The organism is Stenotrophomonas sp. STK17_22 (genome assembly GCF_051983905.1).
Lineage (GTDB): Bacteria > Pseudomonadota > Gammaproteobacteria > Xanthomonadales > Xanthomonadaceae > Stenotrophomonas > Stenotrophomonas maltophilia_A.
Genome location: NZ_CP197010.1, coordinates 4,583,313 through 4,609,676, shown reverse-complemented (window position 1 = coordinate 4,609,676; position 26,364 = coordinate 4,583,313). Strand labels below are relative to the sequence as shown.

Annotated in this window: 24 protein-coding genes and 1 pseudogene; 11 read left to right on the top strand and 14 right to left on the bottom strand. The window is 63.7% G+C overall.

The window, feature by feature from the left end:
- Positions 1-15 precede the first annotated feature (15 nt).
- From ACSYS9_RS21455 to ACSYS9_RS21440, 4 genes and pseudogenes are all read right to left on the bottom strand, one after another.
- A complete protein-coding gene (locus tag ACSYS9_RS21455; protein ID WP_071227829.1) occupies positions 16-945 on the bottom strand; it encodes a tyrosine-type recombinase/integrase in 930 nt (309 codons plus the stop codon).
- A 71-nt stretch (positions 946-1,016) separates the two neighbouring features.
- Positions 1,017-1,115: pseudogene (locus tag ACSYS9_RS21450) on the bottom strand (hypothetical protein); the annotation flags it as partial.
- A gap of 20 nt (positions 1,116-1,135) precedes the next feature.
- Complete coding sequence (locus ACSYS9_RS21445) at positions 1,136-1,498, bottom strand: hypothetical protein (protein ID WP_071227828.1); 363 nt, start codon at positions 1,496-1,498, stop codon at positions 1,136-1,138.
- A gap of 358 nt (positions 1,499-1,856) precedes the next feature.
- The gene (locus ACSYS9_RS21440; RefSeq protein ID WP_256200899.1) at positions 1,857-1,991 is read right to left on the bottom strand and encodes a hypothetical protein; all 135 of its coding nucleotides are present in this window, start codon (positions 1,989-1,991) and stop codon (positions 1,857-1,859) included.
- Here ACSYS9_RS21440 and ACSYS9_RS21435 point away from each other — a divergent pair.
- The gene (locus ACSYS9_RS21435) at positions 1,972-2,205 is read left to right on the top strand and encodes an AlpA family phage regulatory protein (protein WP_081352264.1); all 234 of its coding nucleotides are present in this window, start codon (positions 1,972-1,974) and stop codon (positions 2,203-2,205) included. The genes ACSYS9_RS21440 and ACSYS9_RS21435 overlap by 20 nt on opposite strands.
- Before the next feature lie 169 nt (positions 2,206-2,374).
- The gene (locus ACSYS9_RS21430; protein ID WP_071227827.1) at positions 2,375-3,424 is read left to right on the top strand and encodes a YagK/YfjJ domain-containing protein; all 1,050 of its coding nucleotides are present in this window, start codon (positions 2,375-2,377) and stop codon (positions 3,422-3,424) included.
- Between the two features lie 123 nt (positions 3,425-3,547).
- Here ACSYS9_RS21430 and ACSYS9_RS21425 read toward each other — a convergent pair whose 3' ends face one another.
- On the bottom strand, positions 3,548-5,371 hold the full coding sequence (locus ACSYS9_RS21425; protein WP_440568537.1) for an FG-GAP-like repeat-containing protein: 1,824 nt from the start codon (positions 5,369-5,371) through the stop codon (positions 3,548-3,550).
- 452 nt (positions 5,372-5,823) lie between these two features.
- Here ACSYS9_RS21425 and ACSYS9_RS21420 point away from each other — a divergent pair, with 452 nt between their 5' ends.
- Together ACSYS9_RS21420 and ACSYS9_RS21415 are read left to right on the top strand one after the other, a co-directional pair.
- A complete protein-coding gene (locus ACSYS9_RS21420) occupies positions 5,824-6,471 on the top strand; it encodes a hypothetical protein (RefSeq protein ID WP_071227824.1) in 648 nt (215 codons plus the stop codon).
- A 60-nt stretch (positions 6,472-6,531) separates the two neighbouring features.
- Positions 6,532-7,218 (top strand): hypothetical protein, encoded by a 687-nt coding sequence (locus ACSYS9_RS21415; RefSeq protein WP_071227823.1) that lies wholly within the window; start codon positions 6,532-6,534, stop codon positions 7,216-7,218.
- Positions 7,219-7,242: 24 nt separating this feature from the next.
- On the opposite strand, the gene ACSYS9_RS21410 is transcribed toward ACSYS9_RS21415, so the two are convergent.
- Positions 7,243-7,635 carry a DoxX family protein gene (locus ACSYS9_RS21410; protein ID WP_032128569.1) on the bottom strand — a complete coding sequence of 131 codons (393 nt, stop codon included), beginning with the start codon at positions 7,633-7,635 and terminating at the stop codon, positions 7,243-7,245.
- A gap of 118 nt (positions 7,636-7,753) precedes the next feature.
- Between ACSYS9_RS21410 and ACSYS9_RS21405 the strand changes: the two genes are divergently transcribed.
- On the top strand, positions 7,754-8,173 hold the full coding sequence (locus ACSYS9_RS21405; protein ID WP_071227822.1) for an H-NS histone family protein: 420 nt from the start codon (positions 7,754-7,756) through the stop codon (positions 8,171-8,173).
- A 49-nt stretch (positions 8,174-8,222) separates the two neighbouring features.
- Complete coding sequence (locus ACSYS9_RS21400) at positions 8,223-8,630, top strand: hypothetical protein (RefSeq protein ID WP_071227821.1); 408 nt, start codon at positions 8,223-8,225, stop codon at positions 8,628-8,630.
- 21 nt (positions 8,631-8,651) lie between these two features.
- Here the strand turns inward: ACSYS9_RS21400 and ACSYS9_RS21395 are convergent, their stop codons facing one another.
- Positions 8,652-9,293 (bottom strand): glutathione S-transferase family protein, encoded by a 642-nt coding sequence (locus ACSYS9_RS21395; RefSeq protein WP_071227820.1) that lies wholly within the window; start codon positions 9,291-9,293, stop codon positions 8,652-8,654.
- A gap of 127 nt (positions 9,294-9,420) precedes the next feature.
- Between ACSYS9_RS21395 and ACSYS9_RS21390 the strand changes: the two genes are divergently transcribed.
- Positions 9,421-9,837 (top strand): hypothetical protein, encoded by a 417-nt coding sequence (locus ACSYS9_RS21390; protein ID WP_071227819.1) that lies wholly within the window; start codon positions 9,421-9,423, stop codon positions 9,835-9,837.
- Positions 9,838-9,844: 7 nt separating this feature from the next.
- Here ACSYS9_RS21390 and ACSYS9_RS21385 read toward each other — a convergent pair whose 3' ends face one another.
- Positions 9,845-10,648 carry an AraC family transcriptional regulator gene (locus ACSYS9_RS21385; RefSeq protein WP_071227895.1) on the bottom strand — a complete coding sequence of 268 codons (804 nt, stop codon included), beginning with the start codon at positions 10,646-10,648 and terminating at the stop codon, positions 9,845-9,847.
- 7 nt (positions 10,649-10,655) lie between these two features.
- On the opposite strand from ACSYS9_RS21385, the gene ACSYS9_RS21380 reads away from it, so the two are divergent.
- Positions 10,656-11,606, top strand: a complete 951-nt coding sequence (locus ACSYS9_RS21380; RefSeq protein WP_177179492.1) for a DMT family transporter — start codon at positions 10,656-10,658, stop codon at positions 11,604-11,606.
- An 8-nt stretch (positions 11,607-11,614) separates the two neighbouring features.
- Here the strand turns inward: ACSYS9_RS21380 and ACSYS9_RS21375 are convergent, their stop codons facing one another.
- Complete coding sequence (locus tag ACSYS9_RS21375; RefSeq protein ID WP_049423782.1) at positions 11,615-12,643, bottom strand: hypothetical protein; 1,029 nt, start codon at positions 12,641-12,643, stop codon at positions 11,615-11,617.
- A 258-nt stretch (positions 12,644-12,901) separates the two neighbouring features.
- A complete protein-coding gene (locus ACSYS9_RS21370) occupies positions 12,902-15,736 on the bottom strand; it encodes a TonB-dependent receptor (RefSeq protein WP_071227817.1) in 2,835 nt (944 codons plus the stop codon).
- Positions 15,737-16,290: 554 nt separating this feature from the next.
- Between ACSYS9_RS21370 and ACSYS9_RS21365 the strand changes: the two genes are divergently transcribed.
- Complete coding sequence (locus tag ACSYS9_RS21365) at positions 16,291-16,743, top strand: PA2169 family four-helix-bundle protein (protein WP_005419568.1); 453 nt, start codon at positions 16,291-16,293, stop codon at positions 16,741-16,743.
- A gap of 84 nt (positions 16,744-16,827) precedes the next feature.
- On the opposite strand, the gene ACSYS9_RS21360 is transcribed toward ACSYS9_RS21365, so the two are convergent.
- Genes ACSYS9_RS21360 through ACSYS9_RS21350 form a run of 3 tightly spaced genes read right to left on the bottom strand, consistent with a single transcriptional unit; the run spans position 16,828 to position 20,443 of the window.
- The gene (locus ACSYS9_RS21360) at positions 16,828-18,525 is read right to left on the bottom strand and encodes a peptidoglycan D,D-transpeptidase FtsI family protein (protein WP_256200898.1); all 1,698 of its coding nucleotides are present in this window, start codon (positions 18,523-18,525) and stop codon (positions 16,828-16,830) included.
- Positions 18,526-18,548: 23 nt separating this feature from the next.
- Entirely contained in the window at positions 18,549-18,977 is a 429-nt protein-coding gene (locus ACSYS9_RS21355; protein ID WP_032128576.1) for a hypothetical protein, read from the bottom strand.
- Positions 18,968-20,443: an MFS transporter gene (locus tag ACSYS9_RS21350; protein WP_256200897.1), complete on the bottom strand. Its 1,476-nt coding sequence runs from the start codon at positions 20,441-20,443 to the stop codon at positions 18,968-18,970. Before ACSYS9_RS21350 ends, ACSYS9_RS21355 begins: the two co-directional genes overlap by 10 nt.
- A 168-nt stretch (positions 20,444-20,611) precedes the next feature.
- Between ACSYS9_RS21350 and ACSYS9_RS21345 the strand changes: the two genes are divergently transcribed.
- Both ACSYS9_RS21345 and cml read left to right on the top strand, forming a co-directional pair.
- On the top strand, positions 20,612-21,517 hold the full coding sequence (locus tag ACSYS9_RS21345) for a LysR family transcriptional regulator (protein WP_440568530.1): 906 nt from the start codon (positions 20,612-20,614) through the stop codon (positions 21,515-21,517).
- 198 nt (positions 21,518-21,715) lie between these two features.
- Entirely contained in the window at positions 21,716-22,903 is a 1,188-nt protein-coding gene (cml, locus tag ACSYS9_RS21340; RefSeq protein ID WP_049401065.1) for a CmlA/FloR family chloramphenicol efflux MFS transporter, read from the top strand.
- Between the two features lie 66 nt (positions 22,904-22,969).
- Here the strand turns inward: cml and ACSYS9_RS21335 are convergent, their stop codons facing one another.
- Positions 22,970-26,362, bottom strand: a complete 3,393-nt coding sequence (locus ACSYS9_RS21335; protein WP_071227814.1) for an autotransporter domain-containing protein — start codon at positions 26,360-26,362, stop codon at positions 22,970-22,972.
- Positions 26,363-26,364 lie beyond the last annotated feature (2 nt).

Genomic DNA, 26,364 nt, shown 5'->3' with positions numbered 1-26,364 from the left:
CCGTATTGCTGTGAACTACTGGATCTTGCAGATTGCATCCGTCAGGTGCTCCGGCGACAGGTGAGCATAGCGCCGGGTCATGGACAGGTTGCTATGCCCTAGCACCTCCGCGACTACATTCAATGGAACTCCCGCTTGGACCAGCCACGAAGCACACGTGTGCCTCAGATCGTGCCAGCGTACATGTTCCAGGCCACATGCAGCCCGGGCCGCTGCCCAAGAATCCCTCACCTGACTGTCAGTGGCCCCCAGCGGAAGACGCTCCGCAATCCGGATGACCTTCGGGTGCAGCGGCACCAGCTGCAGCGTCCGCGTCTTGCTGGTTCGGTCCAGATGGATGAACCCATCTTTGACGTTGTGCTTGGTCAGTCGCAGCAGATGCCCTCGCCGGATGCCCGTGTACGCTGCCAGCCGCACGTAGTCGCCAACGGCAGGATTCGGGCAAGCCCTCGCTAGCGCCTCGACCTGATCGAGCGTCAGGAACGTCTCGCGGGGCTTCTCCGGCAGTAGCCCGATAGCAGCTGGCCGCTCCAGCCAGCCCCACTCACGCCACGCCATCCGGCTGATCTGCCGCAGGATGCGCCCCTTGTGGTTGACCGTGGCCGGGGCTTTTCCGATCTCTGCGGCTTTCACCTCCGCCCATACCTGGGCAATCTCCCCCAGCTTCCGACCTGCGATATATGGAAGCAGCGCCCGAACGTGGGCCTTCGTCTTGGTGGCTGAGCGCAGACGCGGGACATGGTCTGTAAGCCAGCGCTCGACCGCATCGGCGATCACTCGTTCCGGCTCTCTACCGGCCGCAATGTCCTTGAGCGCGGAGATGTACCTGCGCTCGTACTCTTTCGCGTCTTTGAACGACCAGTGTCGAGAAGTCTTGCGATGCGTACTTCCGCCGTATCCGACGGTAACTTGATAGTGGCCATTGGCGCGCTTTGTGATGGGCATAGCGTTTTGGCCCTGCACTTATCCAGCCATGCGGCTAGGTCTATGGGGTGGATGCGGTCTGACTTCGGGCCTTGCCCCAACCGGCATGCGGCCAGCTCGCCTATGTCTATGGCGCGGCGAAGGGTTCGGGGATGGCAGGCGCAATGTTCAGCGGCTTGAGCCAGCGTCATTAGCTTGCCATCCGGATCCATCAACGCTTCCCTTTACGCTGGTCAAAGCGCCGTAGCCGGGCAAGAGCTTCCTTCATCTCAGGGGAGGTTGCAGCTAGGGTTGGTGCGGAAGTTACCGATGGACGCGACCAAGCCTTCGCGCCGTAGATCGCCTGGTAGAGAGCCGCCTTCGCATAGAGCTTCTTCCCCATGAACTCGCGCGGATCAAGATCGTATTCGTGGGCGCGGGCATTGAACTGGCTAACTGACACGCCGCAGTAGTGGGCGGCCTCGTCTGCGGTTAGCCAGTCCTTGCCTGACAGATCGACGCATAGCACCGCTATTTGCTGTCGAAGTGCCTTGATCTCGTCTTGCAGGGAGACGTCGGATTCGGAGGTGTCCATGGGATCTGATCCTGCGTGCCTACCCGCACCCTGCCACATTGAAGGCCAGGCCGGAACCCCGGAGATCACTCAACCGGATTTCAAACCTATAACACGATAGAGAGAGGCCACAGCCTCTCATTTTTATGCCGGCGCAATGCCGGTTCCCTACTGACTAGGAGCCTGTCGTGTTCATCGAACGATCCAATTCCCCTCTTGAGTACTTGGCTGCATTCACTGTGGTCTTCCTTGCCGGTGTGTTGGTCCGAACCAGGGCCTAACCCTGGGATCAGGAGGAGGGCCTGAAGAAATGGGCCCTCCTTCAACTGGATAGATAGTTCCCCCTCACTTGGCAAGATGGTTCCGGGGAGGCGGAAAGTCATTCCATTTCAGCCACTTGCAAGGCAGGGCGCGCATCGGCCTGACGCCCGAGTGGCAGGAGGGCAATACCGCCGATAGGCTGGCCCCACTGCTTTTGTAGTGAAGGCAATGCAATGAACGAACCAAAATCCATTCCCTTGCGGCTGCTTCGTAGAGCCGAGGTCCAAACGCGCCTAGGTATTGCTCGATCTACTCTGTACGCATACCTCAACAAAAGGTCGCCCAGCTATCTCCCAAACTTCCCACAGCCCATTCGGTTCGGCTCCACCGTTGGCTTCCTGGAACATGAAGTCGATCAATTCGTTATGCAACTCATGGCGAAAAGGGAGGATGAGTTTCGACGCTAACTTTCCTCGCGTGTGAGTAGGAATTACAGCCAGGAATACTCAAGCTTGTTGGACTTTTTGAGGGGTGTGAGTGCTCTAGGTCGTAGGATTAAATATCTTTAATGATTCTAATGATCCGAGCGCTGAGGTCGATAGACTGCGTAGATCGATATATGTATCGAGGGTGCATATGAGTAAGGAGTTGATTCACGAGCGTGCTTACATATGGGGCGAGGATGGGACGATGTACCTCACTCACCAGTACGACACGACGTTCGATGTGAAGAGGATCGTCGTAATGATGGGTAGGCTGATGCGGAGCAAGGGAGACCTGTTCTCTGTCAGCAGAACACATGGTTGGGATACGGTGCAAAGTACGGATCTTGGTGAGGATCTTTTGCTTTGCATTCGATCCAATTTTCAGGCCATTGACGAGCAGTTCCCCCAGCACAGGCAGAGCCCGCTTTTCACGCTGTTCAAGCGCTTCTTCAGGCCGTTCTCATTTACCAGTGGTCGTCTCTGGCCTGAGATCATTCCCTACATCAATGAAGCGGTGGACAAGGTCAGGGCGTTTGCCAAAGGTAGTGCGATTGGTGGCCGCATCAAGTTGCTCGCAAGGTGTGAGCGATCGAATGCCGCGACAAGCAAAAAGCTCTTGACCGCGCTTCGGAAGACGTACTCGAAGTTGCTGACGATCCGGCTGGATTTGGGGTACTACTCCAACTACTGCCCGGGCGTCGGCTATCGAGGTCAAGTGATGACCCTCGAAGAGGCACAGGAGCACCGCGATAAGCTGCTCGCACGAATTCGTAAAGGACCGGGGTCCAGTCATCTGGCTGGCTATATGTGGAAGTTGGAGTATGGCTTGGAGAAGGGATACCACTTCCATCTGGCAATCTTCTACGACGGCCAGAAGGCCTCGCACGATATCGTCCGTGGCGACGAACTCGGGAGGTATTGGAAGGAGGACATCACGGGCGGGAAAGGGATGTTCTACAACTGCAACAGGAACAAGGCTGACTATGTGCGGTGTGGGATCGGCACCATTGCGCGATCTGACGACCAGAAGTGGTCGGCCCTGCAGGACGCACTGCGCTATCTGACCAAAGTGGACCTCTATCTCCGATTCCGTGTAGACGGGCGTAGCAGAACCTTCGGAACAGGAGGTCCCTATAAGCGTGTGCGCGGAGCTAAGACGTTCCAGGCAGGTCTCGGCCGCCCACTGGCGCCCACTCTCTAGAAGGGTCGGAGGAAGGACTCAGGCAGCAGTGGCCTGTTCTAGGTAGGTCACAGAGTTACGGAAAGTGAGGCATTTGGTTGAACAAGGCCCCGATCGCGATTTCTCGCAACCGGGGCGCTTGATTCAGCGTATCCCGGTGTGCAAGCGCCAGCCAGGGTTGTAGCGGGTTGTGGAAGCCGGTGAGAACAGCAAGCCATCGGCTGCCTGCCCGTATCGGATTTCCACATCATCATTCGCCGACTGGATGAGTACGTCGGTCCGACCGTCGCCATCGAAGTCGTTGGTCAGCAAGTGATGCCCGGGGCTCCAGTTGGAGACGCTCTGCGCGGAGAACCGAAGACCATCACTGGCTTGGCCGTAGCGGATCTCCGAGTGTCCGTTCGTCGCGTAGATCAGGGCATCGTCTATGCCGTCACCATTGAAATCACCCGTCAACAGCGTGTGCCCGGTGGACCATAGATCGGCCGTGCTCGGTGCAAAGCGCAAACCGCCGTTCATCTGTCCATAGCGGATCTCAGTGGCTCCGTCGGCTGCATAGATCAGTACATCGCTGTATCCATCGCCGTTGAAGTCAGCGATCTTCAACGTATGGCCCGCTCGCCATTGATCATGCTGGCCGGGCTCCGCGCGAAGTCCGTCGGTGGCCTGTCCGTAGAAGAGGTCGACCTCACCGTTGGGTCCATACAGCAACAGGTCATCAAGGCCGTCGCCATTGAAGTCGCCAACATGCGAGCGGCTGCCCGAGGCGACCTGCCGTTGAGATTGTGGGGCGAAGCGCAATCCGCGATCACTGCCTCCGTAGCGGATCTCGAGAGCGCCGCTCTCTTGCAAGATGAGTACGTCAGTCCGTCCATCACCGTTGAAATCTCCGGCCATCAATTGACTGCCCACATTCCAGGCAGTGCGTGATGGAAGATGCTCGGTGAGTCGGGCGTCAGGACGTCCATAGTGGAGCCGTACGCTACCGTCGCCGCCGTGCACCAGTAGATCGGAGAACCCATCGGCGTCAAAGTCGCCACTGACCAGTTTGGCCGAAGTTGCCCATGACGCCATGGGGGCATCCGTCAGCGAATGGGTCACCAGACCTGCATGGGGGGCCAACTGTCCGGTCGCCACCGAAGCGCTGCCAGAAGAGGGGTCGTACAGGATGACGTCACCGCCACCATCGCCGTTGTAGTCCACCGAGCGCACCGCAGCGCAGCTGCCATTGGCGCGGCGGAGACTTCCTGCATGATCGCCTCGCGCATGACATGTTCGTGGAGCCAACTGTTCCACCTTGACCCAATCGACATGAAAATCTGCAGGCAGAACGGTGTTGGATGTCATCCGATTGTTGATGCCTCCAGGTGTTGTAGTCGGAGGAGCAAGATTAGTATTCAGATTCACGAGCATTGGGACGCTCGGAATATTCAGCGTTGTTCGATAGAACTCTACTCCATCCACAAAGTATGCGATGTGGCTGGGGCTCCACTCTGCGGAGAACACATGATAGTTGCTGGAATAGTCGACGGATCCCAGCTTGGTATAGGCTGAACGCGTGGCATCTGCCACTGCGGTTGAGCAATCGGTAGGGTTCGTAAACCAGTAATGTTGCACATTGATCGTGCGGGGGTCGGACTTTTGCAGCCCGGTCGCCTCAAAGATATCGATCTCACCGCATGCAGGTCCGTATGACACCAGCCAGAATGCGGGAATGACGCCTGGCGTGTTAGTCATTTTCACACGGGCAGAGTAGCGGCCATAGGTGAAGTACCTAGGGTAGTAGATGCCACCTGTCTGATAGAACGGGAAGGTGTCTTGGACGTCACCGCGGAAGACAGCATCTCCCTGGGCCACAAACGCATTTCCGGACTTGTAGGTGTACGAAACTTTCCCAGACTTGTCGGTCACATCCCCTGCCCACGGGACCCAGTAGCTGAGACTAGGGTCATCGAAATGCTCTTCCATGACGGTGATCCACTCATTCTCGGCATTCTGCGCTTGTGCAGCTGATACGACCGAAGTCGCAACCGATGCTGCGAGTACAAGCTTCCTTAACATTGCCAATTCCCTAGTGTAGGGTCGCGAGATGCGACCGCCTTTGAGTTTGACAGTTTGGCGGTGACTTCTCAGTGGCCAGGGCTCGGGGAGCTGTGTCCGCGGACTGATTGGAGGCGAAGTGTTTGGGGAGCGGATTACGATAGTGGAACCGACTAAGCGCCAGTACTGGGTCTCACGGCCTAGATGCTCGGGAAGTGAGTCGATTAGTGAGTCTAAAGTGGATTGAAGTAGATTAAATATCAATCAAATCAACAGGTTGCTTTGTTGTTGCGGTTGCTGGTGGGCCACCAACCCAGCGTGCATGAACCGCTGCTGGTCTGCCTTCAAGGCAACATCTGATCCACACGCAAGGATCGAACATGCCAGACACCCGCGCCCCGGTGGAAGACTTCACCACTGAAATCGAAGACAGCCGGCATCTGTTCGCCTGGTGCCTGGTGCGCTACGGCCAGATTCCCGAAGCGCTGGCAATCGAACAGGCACGCGAACGCTATCCGGACCAGACCGCCGGCCACGAATACGAGCACGAACTGCTCTTCCACGACGAGCCCTGGCATTGGGCGATGCTGCATGTGCTGGGCGAAGGGTACTGGCACCAGAACCCGGAACTGTTGCAGCCGTCGCTGGAGTACGACACCGAATCGGACGCGCTGTGCCTGGCGCGCGGCGAGCCGATTCCCTTGCTGGATGAGGATGAGTATCTCGGTGCGCTTGCGCACGCGCGCCATATGCATGCGTGGACGTTGATCCATCAGGCAGGGATTGACGAAGAGCAGGCACAGCGGCAGGCGCTTGAGTACTACGCGTACTTTCCGCCGCATCATCGCTGGCGCATGTGCGTCCACGATGCGCGCGCTGCATGGGTCGACGTGATGAGCGTACTGCACATCAATGACTACTGGAGCCGGCCCGAACTGCAGAGGCCGCCTGAGGCGTACTGGCGCGCGTCACGCGCATTCGCCCTGGCACAGGGGCTCCAGCTGCCGGAAATTCCGCCTCCCTCATGAGAGGGCGCTGCAAGGGTGGCATGATGCGGCTTCCGCCGATCCGTACGACAAGGAGCCCGCATGAAGCGCAGTGCCCGTGTGTTCGTCGCCCTGACTGCCCTTGCGGCACTGCCTGCCGCTGCCGAGCCGTCCGACTCACCCAAGCGCCCGTCGGTTGACACCCTGCAACGCCTGATCGTCGACAAGGCACCGCAGACGCGCGTAGCAACACCGGACCACGAGCGCATCACCGCACGGCGCATCGATATCGTCGATGACACGGGGATGATCCGCATGACGCTGTCCGGCAAGACACCGGCACCGATCATCGATGGCCTGCAGTACAAGCGCGCCTTCAACGTGGCCGGCATGGTGCTGTACGACGACCAGGGCAGCGAGCGCGGTGGATTCGGCACCGCCGATGTCGACGGCGGCATGGCGGTGCTTGCGCTGGACCATCCGGCGATGGATGCGATCGGCTGGCGGGTATCACCCGATGGTGCGGTGAGTTTTTCGATCAACCAGGCGCCGAAACTGATCCGTGAGCCTGCATTGGGCAACAAGCTAATTCCTGGGGTGCAAGCACCGACCCGCATCGGTCTGGTGGTCGGGCCTGACGGCACGCCGGCCATCGCCTTGAACGACAAGGCAGACCGCACGCGACTGCGCCTGACCGTCACGGCCGAGGGCTACGGCGCGATCGAGTTCCTCGATGCGCAGGGCAAGGTGATCCACACATTGGCGCCGGAGGCTGAACTTCGGCGCTAGCGCGTGCGGGTCGCCGATCGGCGCTTACCCGCGCCGCCCCCTGCCATCAATGCTGTACCGCCCGGCCCCGGTGCAGGCCAGCAGCAGGAAGCCACCGGCCAGCCCCAGGTTCTTCAGGAACATGATCTGTTGGGTCTGGTCGGCGAAGTTGTGATGGAAGATGAAAGCGGTGACCAGGCTGAAACCCACCAGCACGATCGATACCAGCCGGGTCTGGAAGCCGAACAGGATGCACAGTCCGCTGCCGATCTCGAAGGCGATGGTGGGCCAGAGCAGGATGCCGGGCACGCCCATCGCTTCCATGTAGCCCTGGGTGCCGCTGAGATCACCGAGCTTGCCCAGGCCGGAGATGAGGAACAGCGCCATCAGCAGGATGCGTGCAAGCAGGTAAGCGAGCGAATGGGATGAGTGGCTCACGTCGGTGTCCTCGGAGATGTCCGGCGAAGGCGATCGGAGCCCACCGGCAGTGAAGCCCGTGTCTACGCCAAGGGCAAGGCGCCTTGACAGCTGGCCGTCCGCAGGAGACCTTTCTCCCATGACGATTGATATTGAATCGCTCAGCCTTCGGGAGCTGAGCGCCTTGGTGGTTGCCGCTGAACAGCGGAAACAGCTGATTTCCAGCCGCCGTCCGGCCAGTGCGGTACGGCGGATGTTGAAGGCCGCAGCAGCAGAAGCGGGGTATACCCTCGAAGAGCTGTTCGGCGGAGAGGCGAACGAAGAGGCCGCACCGCGCCGGAAACCGGCACGGCGCAGAACCGGGAAAGTGGCTGCCAAGTACCGTGACCCGGAGTACAAGCGCCTGACCTGGTCCGGCCGCGGGCGCATGCCGCGCTGGCTGGCGTCCAAGGTGCAGAAGGGCCACAAGGTGACCGACTTCCTGATTCCCGGCCTGGCCCGGCCGACGGCGCGCAAGAGCAGCCCGATCGGCAAGCGCACGGTCTTCAAGAAGGATTGAACCTGCCGCGCTGCTACCCTGCCAGGGTCTTTGAACGAAGGAGCGCGCGATGGCACACGATGGCAGCCTGACGATCTCACCCAGAGTCCTCTACATCGCCGCAGGCGCGGCGGTGCTGGTCAGCCTGCTGGCCTGGGCGGTGGAATGGAGCGGGATGGCCTATGTCTGCCCGTACTGCCGCGTGCAGCGCACGGTCATCGGCGTGCTGGGTGTGCTGACGCTGTTTGCGCGGCCGGGCGGCCTCATCGTGCCGTGGTTGTCGTATACCGCGGGCGGCTTCGCATTCGTGGTCGCGGCGATGCAGCACTTCAACGGCTGGAAGCGTATTTCCGCCGGAGATTTCAGCTTCAACGCGCAGTGGTATGTCGACCCGTGGCTGCTGTCAGGTTGCGCGATGCTGATCCTGGTGGCGCAGCTGATGCTGGTGCAGGCCGCATGTCGGCGCAGTCTGCACTGAAGCCTGCCCACGGGCGTAGCGTCAGGCGTTCTGGAACACCGCCAGCTGCGCAGCAAACGCACGCTGGTAGGCGGGGCGCTGCGTTGCACGGCCCACATAGGCCACCACCTGCGGGTACTCATCGAGGAGGCCGCTGCTCTTCAGGCGCAGCAGCACCGAAACCATCATCAGGTCGCCGGCGCTGAACTCGCCCTCCAGCCACAACGCCGATCCCAACCAGGCGGACAGCTGTGACAGCCGCATACGCACGCGCTCATCGAGCATCGGCAGACGCTGCGCATACCAGGGCTGCTCGCGCTCCAGCACCCAGGCCATCGAGCGCTCGACGATGGGCGGCTCCACCGTATTCAATGCAGCGAACACCCACATGATCGCGCGCATGCGTGCATCTGGATCAGCAGGAAGCAGGCCGGCATGCTGCTCGGCCAGGTGCAGGACGATCGCGCCGGATTCGAACAGGATCTGGCCGCCGTCCTGCCAGGTGGGGATCTGCCCGAAGGGGTTGCGGGCCAGGTGCGCGGGCTGCTTCAGCTCGGCAAAGCCGAGCAGCTGCACGTTGTAGGGCACGCCCAGCTCCTCCAGCGCCCAGCGCACGCGCATGTCACGGGCCAGGCCCTGGCCGCGGTCCGGGGAAGTGGCGAAGGCGGTGAGGATCGGGCACATCGTGGCACTCCTGCAGGTCGAAGGGCCTGCCTTTCCTGTTCCGACGAACGACGGGGCGGGAAATCGACACCCTTCCCGGGACGTCGGGCGATACACTGCCCGCCACCCACCACACCTGTGCCTCCTCATGTGGCAGCGCCGCACTTCCCTGGCCGAACTGCAGCAGCAACGCGATGTGCTGCAGGCTGAGATGGATGCGGACGCCCAGCGATGGGTCTCACAGCTTCCGCCGGATGATCTCGTGGCAGCGCTGATGCCGCAGGCGCGCCGGCTTCAGGAGCTCAATCAGCTGATCCTGCGGGCTACACCGCCGCGTGAGCTGATGAAGCGCCTGAAGGCGCTTGAGCGACAGCTGCTCGAACCCGGTACACAGAACGCAGGCGTGCGGAGGGGACTGGAAGATGAACTGCGCGATCTGCACCTCTATTTCAGCAATCCCCGCCGTCGCCCATTGACGGCAAAGGTCATTCTCATCCTGCTCGCCTGCGTTCTGGCCGCCTTGTTCCTGCCAAGGCTGCTTGCGGACCTGCTGATCGCTCTCTAGGCCGGCCTCACCCCGCCCGATGCAGCTTCCGGTACTGATCCGGCGTGCACTGCGCGTGCCGCTTGAACATCTCGGCGAAGGCGCTGACGCCGGAATAGCCCAGCTCCTCGGCGATCCGGCTGATCGGCCGGCGCGTGCACAGCGCCTCGGTGGCGCGCACGAACTTCATCCGTCCACGCCAGTCACCGAGCGACATGCCCAGCTCGCTGCGTGCCAGGCGTTCGAGCTTGCGCACGCTCATGTGGTGGCGCTGCGCGATTTCGGCAACCGATTCGGCCATCGACAGGTGTTTCTCCATGTACGCCATCACCTGCTTCAGCGCATCGCTGCTGGCGATCGGCAGGAAGCTGGGCAGTACGGCCGCATTGACGATCTGGTCGATCACCACGGCGGCCATGCGCCGCTGGGCCGGGGTCTGCGGATCGGTCACGCCCTGCCGTGCCAGTTCGTGCAGCAGCTCGCGCAGCAGCGGGCTGACTTCCAGTGCACGGCAGCGATCAGGCAAGCGGCGTGACAAGGCCGGCGACAGATAGGCCGAGCGGTAGGCCAGCTGCGAGCGGTTGCGCGAGTAGTGGGCCATTCCCGGTGGAATCCAGATCGCGTAGTGCGGCGGGGACACCATCCATTCGCCGTCGATCTTCATCTCCATCACACCCTGCGCGACGAAGTTGAACTGGCCCCACGGATGGCTGTGCGTGCCCCAGTCCGTGGGCTCCATCGCACCCTGCCGGAAGTAGATCGGACCGGGCAGCTGGCGGAAGGTGGGGATCGGCTCCATCGGTTGCCGCAAGCCGGGGGTGGAGTGGCGCATTTTCAGGATGTCCTCGATATGCGCCAAGCGTACGCTGGCCACTCCCCTACGTACACCTATACGCGTGAACTATCTCTTCCCGATCCTCGCCTGCCTGCTGTGGGGCGCGAACACCATCGTCACCAAGCTTGCTTCGGGCTCGGTCGGCCCCATCGACATCGGCTTCTTCCGCTGGCTGGTCGCGGCGGTGGTCCTGCTGCCGTTGGCGCTGCCACGTCTGCGCGAAAACCTGCCGACCGTGCGCGCCAATCTCGGGCGCTTCCTGTTGCTGGGCTGCCTGGGTGGGGTGATGTACCAGTGCCTGGCCTACTATGCGGCGCACTTCACCTCGGCCACCAACATGGGGGTGATCCAGGCGCTGATTCCGTTGATCGCGCTGGCGCTGTCGCGCGTGTTCATGGGCCATCCGGTGCGAGGCACTTCCATTCTTGGCGCGGTGATCTCCACTGCCGGTGTGGTGGCGGTGGTCTCGCAGGGCGACCTGGCGCGGTTGGCAGCGCAGGGCCTGAACCGCGGCGACGCGATCATGCTGATCGGCGCATTGGCCTTCGCCGCCTACAACGTGCTGATGCAGCGCTGGAAGATTCCGCTGTCGGTGCTGGAGTCGCTGTTCCTGCAGGCCACCGCTGCATCGCTGATCCTGTTGCCGGTACAGCTGCTGGTCGGCACCGGGGTGAACAACCTCACGGCGGTCGGCTGCATCGGCTTCGCCGCCGTGTGCGCTTCGATCCTGGCGCCGCTGACCTGGATGACCGGACTGTCACGCCTGGGCGCTGCGCGCGTCTCTGGCTTCTTCAACCTGGTGCCGATCGTGACCGCCGCGCTGGCTGTACTGCTGCTGGGAGAATCGCTCAGTGGCTGGGTACTGGGCGGTGGCCTGCTGGCGGTGTCCGGCGTGGTGTTCGCTGAGTACAGCGCCAGGCGCGCCGCCGCAGTGCCGAGCGAGCAGCCCGCATAGGGCTTCGGTCATGCGGGATACGTGTCTCCGCTCAGCGCCTGTTCCACCCGCTGTTGCAGCGCGTCTGCATCATGGCCGCGTTTGCCCTGCAGGCTGAGATACAGCGAAAGCGGGTCCACCACATCGCCAATACTGGTGAATGCCGGCGGATAGGCCCAGATCTGCAGCCGTGCGCTCTGGAGGCAGTCCGGGCCGGGCATGGGAAGTGCGCCCAGCAACCGCCACGCATCGATGTGCAGTGCGCGGGTGCCACCGATCGGGGGCGGTGACGTTTCAGCAAGCGCATCGAGGCCTGCCATCGGCGCCGGATGCCCCGCATCGCGGAGTGCCTCGGCGGTCGGGCCCCAGCAGACATCCACTTCCTTCAGGATGGGGGAACGCAGGAACGGCTGTGCCCTGGCCCAGACCTCGTCGCGGTTGCCGGCCAGCTTCAGGAAGCGCTCGCGGCCCCCGGTGGAGCGTTCAACCAGGCCGCGACCGACCAGTTCGGCAGACAGGCGCGACGCCGTCATCGAGGTGTAGCCGGCGACGGCACTGATCTCGCGCGGCGACCACCAGCGCGACTGGCCGCTCAGCAGCACATGGATCAGCACGGCCTGCGCCGAAGGCAGCAGCGAGATGGCTTTCTTCTCATGATCGGGGTCGTCGCGGAACTCAATGGCCAGGCTGGGCGCGAACAACTGGGTGTGCGGGACCACGAAGTCGATGTGGTTCTCGACCAGGAAGCGGCGCTGGGTCGGCGTGAGATAGGGCGAGACGTACAGCACCAGTGCATTCGCTGCAGAGCGCAGGCAGCGCACATCCTGGATCACGCGGGTGCTGGACTCGCCCGGCTCGCGGGCCACGGCGAGCATGGCGGGGGTTTCCCCGTACAGCATCAGCCCTGCGAGGTGGTAGCGCGATGCCATCGCGTGGGGAATGGCATGCAATGAAGCAAGTGGATGCACTGCCGAGGCGAGCCCGGGGAGAATCCTGCGCAGGTACCGCTGCGCGTCAGCGACCAGGTCGGTCAGGCCGGTGCGAACTGCCGTCGTCATCTCGTACTTCCCTTGCGGCGGCATGTCCGGAAGATCGGAACCCGGCCACACCGTCACATTCAGTGGTGAACCTGGAGACGGGTGTGCAGTGTCGGGGCGCGTGGCGATCCATGCGGTCCTGCTCCTTAGCCGTCATGACATCAAGTGTTGCCGGGAACCTTGGAGATTCCGTCGAAAAACGATGGAGATTGGGTGGAGGCGGTGTGCATCGTGGCCGGCGGACTCCCCTTCCGCCGGCCACGAGCACGGACCTGCCCGTCAGAAGCGCTGCGAGTACTTCACGTACACGGTGCGGCCGATATCGAAGCCGCCGTAATAGGGGAAGGAGCTGGACGGCTTGGAGAACATGATCGGGCCTTGGTGGTTGAACACGTTGTTCGAACCCAGCGCCACGGTGCCGTCCCACGGCAGCTTGTAGCTGACCTGGATATCGTGGAAGGCATTGGAACCGACCTTGCGCAGGGCATCCGGCTCACCGTAGGCGTAGCGGTCGGGCAGGGTGCACGGACGGTTCGGTACGCAGTTTTCAACCATGCCGGAGTAGTAGCGCACGGTGTACTGCGTGCTGAAGTTGCCGAGCTGCCAGTTCACACCCAGGTTCGAGCGCAGGCGGGAAATACCCGGCTGGCCGATGCGGCCCATCATGATCGTATCGCCGGCCGAGTTCTGGTTCTCCTCGTCGTACTTGGAGACATAGCTGTTCTGCAGGTCGATGGTGAAGCGGCCGAACGAGAACTCGGGCAGGCGGTAGCGGATACCCAGGTCCCAGCCTTCGGTTTCCATCGAGCCCAGATTGGCCAGACCGTAGAACATGCTGGTGATGTGGCCATCGCCAGCGCGCTTGACGCTGCCACAACGCGAAGCGTTGCCGAGCACGTAGCAGTCACGCAGGATGCGGTCGACGCTGTCCTGGATGATCATGTTGGTGATCTTGTAGCTGTACCAGTCGAGGTTGATGTCCAGCCCGTCCACCCAGCGTGGGCTCCAGACCACGCCCACGGTCTTGCTCTTGGACTCTTCCGGGCGCAGCTTCGGATCGGAGCCGGTGGTGAACTCGTCAGGCGTGGCGCACGGATAGCTGGCGCAGGGCTTCAGGCTCTGGTTCAGCTGCTGGTAGCCCAGCGGGACGCCGGCGGCGTTGCAGGCGGCATTGCCGTTGACGCTGTTGGTGGCGCCGATGCCGCACGGGTCGACATAGGTTTCGAAGCTGGTGCCCAGGCCGCCATACAGATCGGAGATGCTCGGTGCGCGGAAGCCTTCGGCGAAGGTGCCACGGATCATGAGCTCTTCGATCGGACGCCAGGCGAAGCTCGCCTTGGAGTTGGTGGTGCTGCCGAAGTTGCTGTAGTCGGAGTAGCGCGTAGCCAGGTTCACGGTCAGTTCCTTGGCGAACGGCAGGTCGCGCAGGATCGGCACGTTCACTTCGGCGAAGAACTCGTTGAGGCTGTAGTCACCGGCGGTGGTGGATGCGCCCAGTGCAGTGCTCTGGCGCGACTGGGCGAAGGCATCGGGCACGAAGCGGCCTTCTTCCTTGCGGTACTGATACCCCAGGGCGACGGACAGGTCACCGGCAGGCAGTTCGATCACCGGGCCGGAGATGTTGGCGAAGTAACTGCGGGTCTTGGTGATGCCGGTATCGTTGAACGTCGGGAACAAGAAGCGCTGCAGTTCGGGATCGGAGAGAGAGCCAGCCCCCGCGACCCCGAACGGCAGCAAAGGATTCCAGGCCAGGCAACCCGAGACCGGCGATGCCGCCGTGCCACACCGGGCCACACCGTTGGCATCGAGGTAGGAGGGCCCCAACGCCTGCCGGGAAGCGATCAGGCTCATGTCGCCACGGCCTGTTTTTGTAACTTCATTGCGGTTGAACAACGCGCCGACTTCCCAGTCGTACGTCTTGGTCCCCAGCTCGAAGTAGCCGGACAGACTGGGTGCAACCCGCAGCGACTTCAGCTTGCTTTCGGTCGTGCGCGGCACTTCCCACAGGCGTCGATTGAACGCGATTCCGTGGTCGAGCGGGTTGAATACGCTGGCCGCGTCCAGGGGCGTGCCGAACTTGGTCGACTGGTACGGGTAGCCCGCGATCTGCTGGTCGGTGGTGCGCTCGTTGTAGCCGATGTCGGCAGTGAACTTGATCTGGTCGGTCAGCGCATAGTCCGTGCTCAGGAACAGCGAGCGGCGCTCGATGCCGGTCTGCAGGTGCATCTGGTCGTTGCCGTTGGCGAACTCGGCCGGCGTGATCGGGTGGTAGTCGTTCGGGTTCTTCGGATCGCCGCCACGATTGAGGGTCTTGAATACGGCATCACCGGTATTGCACTTGTAGAGCGCCGGGTCGCACCAGGAACCGTTCTGGCTGATGTTGCTCCAGTCCGCGCCCGGGTAGTTGGGGCCGGCGCCGCCGTACCGGGAGAACTCCCGGTCGCGGGCAAACACCGGGTCTGACTTCTGGTATTCCAGTGCGAGCGTGTACCCGCCACGCTCCCCACGGGCGCCGGTGACCAGCGAGAACGTGCTGTCCTTGCCATCGCCCTGGCTGAACTGCCCGTGCTGCATGGACACTTCCAGGCCTTCGTAGTTCTTGCGGGTGATGATGTTGACCACGCCAGCGATTGCATCCGAGCCGTACAGCGAGGAGGCGCCGTCCTTCAGCACGTCGATGCGTTCCACCGCGCTCATCGGAATCTGGCTGAGATCCTGCAGGCCGCTGGTGGTCGCGCCGAGCCGCTTGCCGTTGACCAGAACCAGGGTGCGCGTGGCACCCAGATTGCGGATGTTGACGTAGTAGCCGCCAACGTTCTCGCCGGACGCCAACGCGCGCGCACGCGAGATGGTCGGCGCGCCGGTGGAGGTCAGGTTCTGCAGCAGGTCGGCGATGGTGGTGAAGCCCTGCTGCTCGATCATCGCGCGGGTGATGGCGATGATCGGCTGCTGCGTTTCGATATCCACGCTGCGGATGGCCGAACCGGTAACCTGGATGCGATCGAGGTTCTTCGGAGTTTTATCGCTGCCATCCTGCGCATGCGCGGCCGGTGACCAGGCAGCGGCCAAGGCCGTGCCCACTGCCAGGGAAAGCAGGGTGTACTTGTAGTGCATTTGGCTCTCTCCAAATCCAGTTGAATGGGTTTCCGCATCGCTGCGTGGAAACCGATCTGAAATCCCGCTGTGCGGAATCGGAAGGAACCTAACACTCCGTTTACAACTCGATTACGTTATGGACGCGTTATCGTCGCGCGCCGGATACAGCGTTCATGCACAGGCCATGCACGAAACCGCGACGCGCACCAAGGGTGCTCTGCTTCAGTCTGGCTGCGGGCTGATGACAGACTCCAGGAGACATCCGATGAATACCCCCGGCAAACCAAGACCCACGTGGAAGCAGTGGCATGTGCTGTTGCTGGTGCTTGCCATCGCACTGTTGGTGACGCTGATCATCGTCATCGCGCCATGGTGAATCGTCGGCGTTCTGCTCAGGTACCGTGAACGCGGAAATGCGACGGGATGAAGGAGTCAGGGCGCGTTGAGGGTGGTGATGCATGCATCAATTCGTACTCACCCAATCGGCACATTCAAACCTCCACAGTGGTCCCGAAGGCAACGCACTCGCGCTGTCATTCTCCATAGACCATCGAGCACACAGGAGCGATTCCATGAGCACCCAGTCCACCATCGAACACCGCCTCAACGATCTGATCGAGATCGCCCGCGACGGAAAGTCGTTCTACGAGGAAGCTGCGACCAAGGTGAAGGATGCCGAACTGTCGGCCCTGTTCACTCGTATTGCCGGCGTCAAGGGCCGCATCGTCGCCGCACTGAGTGGCTCCGTTGCTGCCAGCGGTGGCAAGCCGGCCGAGCACGGCACCGTGGTCGGTTCGATGCAGCAGTTCTATGGCAAGGTCCGCGCTGCATTCGGCGACACCAACTATGGTTACGTGGCCGAGCTGGAAGAGTCCGAAGACCGGCTGCTTGGCGCGTTCAAGGACGTGCTGAAGGACAACGAACTGCCGCCGGCCGTGCGCCAGGAAGTCACCCAGCTTCTGCCTGAAGTGCAGGAGTGCCATAACGTGATGCGTGCGCGCAAGCACGCCATGAAGGCGGCCTGACGATCATCGGCGGCCTTCTCCCCGGGGCCGCCACGGTCGGGGCAGCGTGGCTGCCCCGGCCAACCTGGAGGCGGCGTGCAGGACTCAGCGTGGCGCATCGGGCGCGATGTCCTGCAGGTGCAGAACGCGCCCCATCAGCTCGCTGAAGATGGGAGCTGCGACTGCTCCACCACCGTAGCCTCCGCGGCGTGCATCGGGATCGTCCACTACCACGGCGACCGCATAGCGTGGATGTCGCGCTGGTATGACCCCCGCAAACAGGGACATGTAGTGGCGCGCGTATCCACCGGCAGCTGCCTTGCGCGCGGTTCCGGTCTTTCCGGCGATGGCATAGCCGCTGATGCGGGCCCGCGTCGCGGTGCCGCCGGGCTCGGTGGTGGTGGCAATCATGTCCATCACCTGGTCGGCCACGTTTGCAGGCATGGCACGGCTCACCGCTGTTGCGCGACCATGCTCGAAGGTCGGTTGCACGCGCAGGCCATGGTTGGCCAGCGTTGCGTAGGCATTGGCCAGCTGCAGCGTGGTCATCGACAGCCCGTACCCATAAGCCAGGGTCTGCTTGCTGGTGCCGCTCCATGCAGCAGGAGCGGCCAGTACACCGTTGCGCTCGCCGGGGAATCCGCTGCCCGAGACATGCCCTGCGCCCAGTGCGGCAAACATCGCGTGCAGCTGCTCGCGGCTCAGGCGATGCGAAATCAGCGATATGCCCACGTTTGAGCTTTTCTTCAGGACGTCGCTGGTATCCAGTACGCCCAGATCCCGATAGTCACGGGTGGTGAAGCGCCCATTGCGGATCCAGCCTGGGTGGGTGTCGAACGTGCTGGCAGACGTGATCACGCCGGCCTCGAGCGCTGCAGCCACGGTGAAGGGTTTCACCGTGCTGCCGGGCTCGAACACATCGGTCACCGCACGGTTGCGGCGTGCATCGGCGGCGCCGGTACCGGGCGCATTGCTGTTGTAGGTGGGCCAGTTGGCCATCGCCAGGATCTGGCCGGTACCGACTTCCAGCACCACGATGCTGGCGGCAGCCGCGCCGTAGCGCTGTACTGCCGGTCCGAGTCCTGCCTGCAGGATGTGCTGCATACGGCTGTCCAGCGACAGCACGATGTCCTCGCCGGGACGCGCCGGACAGCCACGGTCGCGCAGTTCGACCGGGCGGCCCTTGCGATCGATGATGACGTCACGGTAGCCGGCCTGTCCGCTCAGGCGCGCGTCGAACAGGCGCTCAAGGCCTTCAAGCCCACGGCCTTCGATATCGGTGACGCCGACGGTCTGCGCGAACAACTCCGACTGTGGATAGAAGCGTTTGAACTCCTGCTGCAGGTGGACGCCTATGGGGGCCCTGGCCTGCAGTGCTTCAAGGCGGGCTGGATCGCCGCGACGAAAGCCAGGCAGATAAACGAAGCGTCGTTGCCGGTTGCGCGCCAGCAGACTGGTCAGCACCGTCGCATCGGCCTCCAGTACCGAGGCCAGCTGCTCGACTGAACCTGATGCGTCGAAGAAGGCGCGCGGATCGATCCACAGGGATGCCACAGGAGCCGATCCGGCAATGACGATGCCGTGGCGGTCGTACAGCGTTCCGCGATGCGCGCGCAGCGGATGGTGGCGGAGCATCCGTGCTTCGGCCTGGTGCCGGTAGAAGTGGTGATGGATGATCTGGACGTCAGCGGCCCGCGCCAGCAGCAGGCCCGCCAGCACGGCCAGTGCGGCGCAGGTCAGGCGGTAGCGGCGTCGGAAGTCATGGGCACGCGCGCGGCGTGGCGCCATGGTGGGGGTGCGCATGCGATGGGGCATCGAGACAATGGTTACAGCGGTTGCCCGGCGATGTAGGCCAGCAGTGCGGAAGCACGGTCGATGACATTGGCGTGGCTGCGGCCATCGGCAACAGCCATGCAGGCGATCTCCGCATCGCGCAGCGTGGCCAGCCGGTCCTGCAGGACCGGATAGGGTTCGGCCGTGCGATAGGTTGCGGTGTAGCCGGCATCCAGCAGCGGCTGGACCTGCACGGGATGGCTGTCGTGCTGGTTGCGCAGGGTGTGGTCGATCCGTGCGACATCACAGGAGGCGATGGCGTTGAACGCGTACTCCCATGCCACGGCGTTCGCCATGCCCTGGTCGATCTGGCTGAGCAGCGCTGCACGAGGTGGTTCGATGGGAGAACTGGACGATGCCGCCCCTGTGGTGGCTACCGGCATGGCGAACAGAAACAGGATCAGCGGGAGGTTCAGTCGCATGCGCGCGGCTCCGGGCGTTGCAGGAGGGAAGGTGCTTCTGCCGCAGACCGGCTACGGCCCAGCAGCAACACCGCAAGGCTGGCCAGCAGCGCGGCGATGGCCGACGTCCACAGTGCACTGGCAAATCCATGGCTGTAGATCGCCTGTGCGAAGGCGGCGGTGCGCGTATCGGCGAAGGTGCCGGTAGCGATTGCATCGGCCATGGGCAGTACGTTGCGCGCGGGAACCGCCGCGGACAGTGCGCTGCGGATGCCCAGGCTCAGGGCACTGGACAGTACGGTGAATCCGAGCAGGATGCCGACAAAGCGCGTGGTCGCGCTGATGCCGGAGGCCATGCCGGCGCGCTCGCGCGGTGCCGCGCCGATGATGGCTTTGGATGTCTCGCCATTGAGGATGCCGCCGCCGGCACCGATCACCACCATTGCGACGAGTGCCAGCCACGGCAGGTGCTGCCACGCGGCCAGTCCGGCCACGGCATTGCCCGCGGCGGTGACCGACAGCCCGATCGCCAGCACCGCCGGACTGGTCAGATGGCGACCGAGCCGCCGGCCCACGCTGGGAAACAGCAGCATCGCCGCAGCGAACGGAAGCATGCCAGCACCGGCAGCCAGTACGCTCAGGCCGATGCCGTTCTGCAGGTACTGCGGCAGCATCGATGCCATCACCTGTGCGCTGACCGAATAGCCGACCATGGCAATGAGTGCGCCGACGAAACGCGGACTGGCCAGCAGCCCGAGATCGACCATGGGATGTGACCGTGCCCGTTCAACGATGACGAAGGCAACAGCCATGATGATGGCCAGGCCCAGCCCAATCAGCGCCGGCGCCGATGTCCATCCTTCTGCCAGTCCTTCCACCAGGAAGAACACGATGCCGAAGATGGCAGCGCTGAACGTGATGATGCCGGGCGGATCGAGCGGGCGGACCACGCTGTCTGACGACTCGGGTATCCAGCGCAGCGTGCCGTAGCCGAGCAGGCCCAGGAACGGCAGGATCGCGACGAACACCGCGCGCCAGCCCCAGAGTGCGGACAGCACGCCGCCGATCAGCGGTGAGAGCACCATCATCACGCCCATGGCTGTGCCCCAGAACGCCCATGCAGTGTCCTTGGCGGCCCCCTCGTGGTACGTGTGGCCGATGATCGACAGCGAGGGTGCCAGCAGAAAGGCTGCACCAATGCCCTGCAGTGCCCGCGCCAGGTAGAGCAGGGCAGCACCTGGCGCCAGTGCGCAGAGCAGAGAGGTGAGGCCGAACAGGCTGATGCCGATCAGCAGCACCCGGCGACGGCCGTAGCGGTCGGCGACAGCACCGGCGGGCAGCAGCAATGAGGTAAAGGACAGGATGTAGGCACTGATCACCCACTCGATATCCGCGAATCCGGCGTGCAGATCACGCGCGATGCTGGGCAATGCGACCGCGACGGCATTGGTCTCCAGCACGGTCATCGTGCAGCCCAGCGAGGCCACCAGCAGGACCGCGTCAGGCAGCGTGTGCCGTGCAGGCGAAGGGGGGAGGAGAGGGCGGCACCGGTCACTCGCAGGAAGGGGAGGACGGCCATTCCATCAATGATCGGTGTTTGTTTCATTCTCGGTGTTTTCTGGTTACGTTAGCTTGAACCTAACGAAATGCCGCCCATGGAACGCCGTCACCTGGAGTACTTCGTCACCCTGGCCGAGGAGCTGCACTTCGGTCGTGCGGCCCTGCGCCTGGGAATTGCCACTCCCACGCTGAGCGTGCAGATCCAGGACATCGAGCGTCGGCTCGGCACGCGCCTGTTCGACCGCGGCCGGCGCGAGGTGCTGCTGACCTCGGCAGGCGAGGTGTTCCTGGCGGAAGCCCGTGATGTGCTGCGCCGGTTCGAACAGGCCGAAACCCTGGGCCGGCGCGCGGGGCGGGGTGAGATCGGCAAGATCGAGATCGGCTACGTCGGCTCGGCGCTGTATGCCGGAGCATTGCAGGATCAGCTCAGCCGGTTCCGCAGCCGCTACCCGGGCGTGGAACTGCAGGTGAGCGAATGGCCGATGGGCGAGCTCCCGCAGCTGCTGCAGGAAGGACGGGTGGATGTGGTGTTCTGCCGGCCTCCGATGGATGTGCCCGACAGTTTCGGCGAACACACCCTGGTCGAAGACCAGTTCTGCGTGGCGCTGCCGGAAACCCATCCGCTGGCGCGGGCCAGGGCGCCGGTACAGCCGGCATCTTTGGCCCGGGAGGGCTTCGTCATGCCGGAGCAGCCGGTGGGCGCAATGGAAGTCGGGCGCCGCGGCGGGTTCATTCCACGTATCCGTTCCCAGCCCGGGCATCTGGCGGCGGTGTTGGCCGAGGTGTCGGTCGGCGTTGGTTCGGTGGCGATCGTGCCATCGGTACTGCAACGCACGCTGGTGCTGCCCGGAATGATCTATCTGCCACTGGCGGGCCCCACCATCGTCTCGACCATCGCTGTGCAGTACCGGCGGGCAGAGACTTCGCCCGTGGTGCGACGGCTGATCGAGCAGGTGAAGGAGACACCGTGCAGGCGCATCGACATGTTGCCCCTGGCCTGAGCGCCGCGCGGCAGGTGGACGATTGCTACACTGGTGCCACCTGCATTCGCATTCGATGGACACCATGAACAACGGGAACGGTCCGCAGACAGTTCGCTGAGCCGCAACAACGATGCAGACGTTGTTGCGGTGATCATCCCTGCGATGCACGCGAATTGGATGGATCACCGCCGGATTCACTCTGGGCGGAGACTCCCCATGTTCAATCGACAGGCCCCGCGTTGGGCCCACCCGCTGCCATCGGCCATTGTGCTGATGGCGCCGTTCGACCTCCTGGCCTCGCTGGCCATGGACATCTATCTTCCTGTGGTGCCGGTGATGCCGCAGGCATTGCAGACATCACCGACGCTGGTGCAGCTCACATTGAGCATCTACCTGCTGGTACTTGGCCTCGGCCAGTTGCTGTTCGGCCCGTTGTCCGACCGCATCGGGCGGCGGCCGGTCCTGTTGCTGGGGGCGTTGCTGTTCGCGCTTTCGTCGTTCGCGCTGGCCATGTCCAGCAGTGGCGCGGCATTCCTGGCCTGGCGAACCGTACAGGCGGTGGGGGCGTCGGCGGCACTGGTGGCGACCTTTGCCACGGTGCGTGATGTGTATGCTGATACAGCCGAAGGCGCGTCGCTGTACGGGCTGTTTGCCTCGATGCTGGCCTTCGTGCCGGCGCTGGGACCGATCCTCGGCGCGCTGCTGGCAGGCGCCTTCGGCTGGCGCGCGATCTTCGTTCTGCTCGGGGTACTGGGCATGATCGCCGGCATGCGCGCGGTACGGCATTGGCAGGAAACCCGCCCGCAGTGCCGGGACGCGTCGCGACCCGCGCTACGACGCATCCTCGGCAGCGGCGCGTTCTGGGTCTATACGCTGGGCTTCAGTGCGGGCATGGGCACGTTCTTCGTGTTCTTCTCGGTCGCGCCCCGGCTGCTGGTCGGGCGCATGCAGTACTCGCCGCTGTCGTTCAGCCTGGCCTTCGCCACGGTGGCGCTGGTGATGATCGTCACGGCGCGGATGGCGAACGTGTGCATTGCCCGCTGGAACGTGCGCGGTACCTTCCTGCGTGGCCTGTGGGTGATGGTGGCCGGCGTACTGCTGATGGCGTTGGCCGCAGCGTGGCCTCCCTCGTTCGTCGGAGTGGTGCTGCCCATGTGGGGCATCGCGGTGGGGCTGGTGATGGTGGTTTCGGTGGCTGCAAGCGGCGCGCTGCGTGATTTCGCCGATGCGTCAGGTACGGCGGTGGCCCTGTACTACGCCGTGCAGAGCCTGATCGTGGCAGGCATCGGCACGCTGGTTACCCTCGTGCTGCCCGGCGATACCGTGTGGCCGCTGGTGGCCTATGGGTTGCTGTTGCCACTTGCCAGCCTGGCAGGTGCCGCCGCGCTGCGGCATCGCGCATAACGCTGGGTGGCGGGCAAAAAAGGGGGCGGCCGCAAGGCCGCCCCAACCCGTCAAGAGAGCACGTGTTTAGAAGCGCACAGACCAGCGTGCGGTGGCGCCATGGTCGCGGCTTTCACTGCCGAACTGGCCGCTGTAGCCCAGCTCCAGCTGCTGCCGCGGGGTCAGCCACGCTGCCAGGCCCAGCTCGGCCACGACGGCGTTGTCGGCAATCGGTGCGCCCTCGACTGCAAAGGTGGTGCTGCTGTTGGCGAAGGCCAGGTTGGCCACCTGGCTGCGGTCACCGAAGGCGCGGCGATAGCCCACGCCACCGCGCAGGTGCAGCCAGCTGTCCTGCTGGAACGATGCCTTCAGGCCCTTGTCGAAGCGCAGGCCAGCGGTGGCGATGGTGGTGCCGGTGTCGTCCACCTTGCCGTGCAGTGCGGCCGCGCCGCCACGCTCGTTGATCTGCTTCAGGTCCACTTCCACGCGGGCGACCTGCAGGTATGGCTCCAGCCCGCCTTCCGCATTGCCGAAGCGGTAGCCCGCTTCGATGAAGGCCTGGCGCGTACGTGCGTTGTAGCGCGCGCTGAGGCTGTCGCTGAAGCCGGCGAAGGCAACATCACGCGTGCTCTTCACTTCGTTGCGGCTCCATGCCACGCCACCACGCAGGCCGAAGCCGCCCCAGGTGTGGCTGGCATAGGCGCCGAAGTGCGTGTTGTCGATCTTCGACTTGGCACGACGCTCCTGCTGCTTCACGTCGGTGCGGCCTGTACCGGCCAGCACGCCGATCTGCCAGCCACCGAACTCGCGGTCGATGCCGACCAGCAGGCCGTTGCTGTTGGCGTCGGTGCGCGCGGTGTTGCTGTTGCCATCCAGCTTGCTGTTGCCGCCCAGTGCCTGCACCCAGGCGCCGGTGGCATCACCCGCATCGGCACCGGGTGCGGTGGCACCGGCACGACGTGACAGTGCGGCATCGCGCACATAGCGGCTGCCCTCGACCAGGGCCAGCGCCGTGGCCGGATGCAGCTCGCCGCTGAGGCCATCGAGCACGCCACCCACCTGTTGCGGGAACAGTTGCGTCAGCGGCTTGGGCAGGCCCTGGTTGATCGCCAGTCCATCGGCCACGGCCGCGGCCGCACGCTGGTTCGGCGTGGTGGCGGCGCTGGCGAGCGAGGCACCCCGGGTCACGTCGATGCGGGTGCCATTGGCGCCGTAGGCCAGGCTGAACTGCAGGAACGGCGAGAACGCGCTGAAGTCGGTTTTCGCGAACTGGCCGCTGACACCGCCGTCGGCGCGGATGAAATTGAACTGCTCGCCGAGGTAGTAGGTACCCGGCTCCGGCAGTGCGACCAAGGTGCCGCCGAGAGTGGCGGTGCCGGTTACGTGCAACTGGTCACTGCGGCCGCCCGGAGCAAGTTCGGCGGCATAGACGCCGGTTGCGCCCTGCACGTAGTCGCCGTTGATGGTCAGCGTGCCGATCGAATTGCCGGGCGCGATGATGCCGTCCACACGGGTGTTGCCCAGCGTGCCGATGCCCTTCAGCAGGCCGTTGGCACCGACCGTGGTGGTGCCGCCGGTCTGCGTGCCGTTGAAGGACACCACGCCACCGTTGACCGTCAGGTTGCTGTCCTTCAGCAGGCCGCTGCTGCTGACCGTGCTCACGCCTCCGGTGGTGTTCAGGGCGGTGGAGACCAGCGAGCCGTTGAGCAGGAACTGGCCACCCTGGACTTCGACCGCTGACGTGAGTGTGTTGGTGCCGTTCAATTCCAGCGTGCCGTCCTGCAGCACTGCGCCGTTGAAGGTGTTGCCACCACTCAGGCGCAGCCAGCCGATGCCGGACTTGGTCAGCTTGCCGGGGCCGCCGATGTCGTTGGTCCAGTCATCCCAGGCATCGCCTTCCCACACCTTCAGGCCACCGGCCTTCTGGTTCATCACCACGTTGGTGTCCACGCGCAGCGAGCCGTAGCCTTCGATGGCCTTGCGCAGGTCCATCAGGCCCCAGCCATAGATCTCATCGATGCCTGGTGCGCCGATATCACGCGCGGTGGTCAGCAGGACGTCACGGACGTGCGCGCTGTCCAGGTAGGGGAAGCGCTCGAACAGAAGACCGAGCGCGCCGGTGACATGCGGGGCGGCCATCGAGGTGCCGCTGAGCAATCCATAGTTGTAGGTCGGCACACGCTGGGTGACATCGAGGGAGAGGTTGCCGTTGGCATCCACACCCAGCGACGCGGCCAGGGTGGAATCATCGCCGTAGACCGTGGAGTTGATGTTCGAACCGGGGGCCGCCAGACACCAGTTGGCGCTGAGGGCGCACTTGTTGGAGGTTCGGCTGAGCGTGAAGTCCTGACCAACATTGACCACGCTGAGCCAGTACTTTTCGATATCGGCAAAGGCGCGCGGCAGGGTGGCGTACATGCCTGCGATCGGGCTGGCCGACACGGGCGCAGTGACTGCTCGGGCAGGCGAGTTTCCTGCGGCCCAGACTTGGATCATGCCATTGGCGCGCGAACCGTCGGCATAGGTGGCGAGATAGGCGCGATCATCCGGATCGTTGTAGATCTGGTCCATCAGTACCGCATTGGGCTCTTTGCTCAGGCCCCAGCTGTGGTTGATCGCGCGCACACCTTGGGCATTCATCTGCGCGTACATGTCGACCACGGCGGACGGATCGGGACCGACGCTGCCCAGCGAAACTACGGAATAGCTGGTCCCCACGGGCTGCCACTCTCTGGCGCTGTTGAAGAACAGGCGAGCGACGCTGAGATCGGCACCGAACGCCACGCCGTGCATGCCATTGCCATCGCGGTTGGCGGCGATGGTGCCGGCCACGTGGGTGCCATGCACCTCGAACTCGAGGCCGGGCTGCACGTAGTTGCCGGCCCGGATCAGGTCGCGGATGTTCTGCGGGACGTTGGCGTTGAAACCGACGTAGCTCACCTGCACGTCGTCACCATCGGAGGAGAAGCAGGCGCCGGATCCGGTGAGCTGGCTGGTGTTGGTGCAGCGGGTGCCATCGGCAAGCAAATCAGCGATATGGATGCTGCGGTGGTTCTTGCCGGCGAACTCCGGATGGTCCAGGCCAGTGCCGCTGTCGAACACACCGAGGCGGATTCCGGTGCCGGTCAGGCCGCGCGCGTAGGCGTGGTCCGCGTTGGTTGCCGCCAGGCCCCAGTCGGCGTTGAATTCATCGCTGCGCCAGCTGGCCGCATCGCCGGGGTTGCCGAGGATCGAGGTGCTGCTGGTTGCGGCGGACGACATCGGCGCCGACAGGTTCGCGGTGCTGGCCGTGCTGGCCAGGCTGGGGGGGTGCGCCCAGGCGGCCTGCAACTGGCGCTGTTGCTGCCAGGTGTCGAGTGATTCGTTGGCCATGGCGGGCAGCGCACTTGCCAGCAGCAGCGAACTGGCGACTGCCAGCGCCAGGCGGCTGTGCAGCGGGGAACGGGAGTGGGACGAACGGCCATACAGCGGGTGATTCATCG

Excerpts from the sequence above, each read along its gene's own strand:
- ACSYS9_RS21355 (WP_032128576.1), bottom strand. The coding sequence starts at position 18,977 with ATGCGACTGAACCTCCCGCTGATCCTGTTTCTGTTCGCCATGCCGGTA.
- ACSYS9_RS21420 (WP_071227824.1), top strand. The coding sequence starts at position 5,824 with ATGCCAGACACCCGCGCCCCGGTGGAAGACTTCACCACTGAAATCGAA.
- ACSYS9_RS21440 (WP_256200899.1), bottom strand. The coding sequence starts at position 1,991 with ATGGATTTTGGTTCGTTCATTGCATTGCCTTCACTACAAAAGCAGTGG.
- ACSYS9_RS21405 (WP_071227822.1), top strand. The coding sequence starts at position 7,754 with ATGACGATTGATATTGAATCGCTCAGCCTTCGGGAGCTGAGCGCCTTG.
- ACSYS9_RS21375 (WP_049423782.1), bottom strand. The coding sequence starts at position 12,643 with ATGACGACGGCAGTTCGCACCGGCCTGACCGACCTGGTCGCTGACGCG.
- ACSYS9_RS21365 (WP_005419568.1), top strand. The coding sequence starts at position 16,291 with ATGAGCACCCAGTCCACCATCGAACACCGCCTCAACGATCTGATCGAG.
- cml (WP_049401065.1), top strand. The coding sequence starts at position 21,716 with ATGTTCAATCGACAGGCCCCGCGTTGGGCCCACCCGCTGCCATCGGCC.
- ACSYS9_RS21415 (WP_071227823.1), top strand. The coding sequence starts at position 6,532 with ATGAAGCGCAGTGCCCGTGTGTTCGTCGCCCTGACTGCCCTTGCGGCA.
- ACSYS9_RS21385 (WP_071227895.1), bottom strand. The coding sequence starts at position 10,648 with ATGCGCCACTCCACCCCCGGCTTGCGGCAACCGATGGAGCCGATCCCC.
- ACSYS9_RS21370 (WP_071227817.1), bottom strand. The coding sequence starts at position 15,736 with ATGCACTACAAGTACACCCTGCTTTCCCTGGCAGTGGGCACGGCCTTG.
- ACSYS9_RS21360 (WP_256200898.1), bottom strand. The coding sequence starts at position 18,525 with ATGCGCACCCCCACCATGGCGCCACGCCGCGCGCGTGCCCATGACTTC.
- ACSYS9_RS21430 (WP_071227827.1), top strand. The coding sequence starts at position 2,375 with ATGAGTAAGGAGTTGATTCACGAGCGTGCTTACATATGGGGCGAGGAT.
- ACSYS9_RS21390 (WP_071227819.1), top strand. The coding sequence starts at position 9,421 with ATGTGGCAGCGCCGCACTTCCCTGGCCGAACTGCAGCAGCAACGCGAT.
- ACSYS9_RS21380 (WP_177179492.1), top strand. The coding sequence starts at position 10,656 with ATGTCCTCGATATGCGCCAAGCGTACGCTGGCCACTCCCCTACGTACA.
- ACSYS9_RS21335 (WP_071227814.1), bottom strand. The coding sequence starts at position 26,362 with ATGAATCACCCGCTGTATGGCCGTTCGTCCCACTCCCGTTCCCCGCTG.
- ACSYS9_RS21445 (WP_071227828.1), bottom strand. The coding sequence starts at position 1,498 with ATGGACACCTCCGAATCCGACGTCTCCCTGCAAGACGAGATCAAGGCA.
- ACSYS9_RS21435 (WP_081352264.1), top strand. The coding sequence starts at position 1,972 with ATGAACGAACCAAAATCCATTCCCTTGCGGCTGCTTCGTAGAGCCGAG.
- ACSYS9_RS21455 (WP_071227829.1), bottom strand. The coding sequence starts at position 945 with ATGCCCATCACAAAGCGCGCCAATGGCCACTATCAAGTTACCGTCGGA.
- ACSYS9_RS21425 (WP_440568537.1), bottom strand. The coding sequence starts at position 5,371 with ATGGAAGAGCATTTCGATGACCCTAGTCTCAGCTACTGGGTCCCGTGG.
- ACSYS9_RS21400 (WP_071227821.1), top strand. The coding sequence starts at position 8,223 with ATGGCACACGATGGCAGCCTGACGATCTCACCCAGAGTCCTCTACATC.
- ACSYS9_RS21395 (WP_071227820.1), bottom strand. The coding sequence starts at position 9,293 with ATGTGCCCGATCCTCACCGCCTTCGCCACTTCCCCGGACCGCGGCCAG.
- ACSYS9_RS21345 (WP_440568530.1), top strand. The coding sequence starts at position 20,612 with ATGGAACGCCGTCACCTGGAGTACTTCGTCACCCTGGCCGAGGAGCTG.